At 56.3% G+C, this 492-nt stretch carries 1 protein-coding gene; it reads right to left on the reverse strand.

All coding sequences use genetic code 11. The features are described 5' to 3' along the window. A partial coding sequence (locus FS804_RS24715; protein WP_186376981.1) for an IS66 family transposase zinc-finger binding domain-containing protein occupies nucleotides 1-492 on the reverse strand: 492 nt, incomplete at both ends.

Below are 492 nucleotides of genomic sequence, written 5' to 3' on the forward strand. Positions count from 1 at the left end.
ATGATATGTGTCGGGGCCGCAGCCTGGATCACGCCGTCTTCGTTCTTAAAAGCGTATTTGGGACGGCGCGTAACAATGACACGGAACTTCGCTGCAACGACATCCAAGCGTTCGGATATGTCTTCTCCGATCAGGATTTTGGTCTTACCCGTATGCTCCGGCAAGTCTTCCGGCTCGATCACCACCTCGATACGCTCCAGATGCGCCGCAAAGCCCTTGCGTGGCCTCGGTGGACGTTTGCCATCTTTGTTGATGCCACTCGTAACCTTGGCCCTGATCGCCGCAATACCGGTCTCGATCTCCTCAAAGACAAAAGCATGCTGCTCGTCATCAACACTGGCCGCTGCAAGTTTCTCTGAACGCCGCCCGAAGCGCGCGCGGTCAAAAGCTTTCAGGATCTGTGTCAGCCGCTCGATGCGCTCATCGGCATCAGCATTTCGGGCCTCGAGATCATCGACCTGCTTTTCCAAAGCCTCGACGCGAGCGGCCTTT

It is taken from the genome of Agrobacterium sp. DE0009 (assembly GCF_007680755.1).
Lineage (GTDB): Bacteria > Pseudomonadota > Alphaproteobacteria > Rhizobiales > Rhizobiaceae > Agrobacterium > Agrobacterium tumefaciens_B.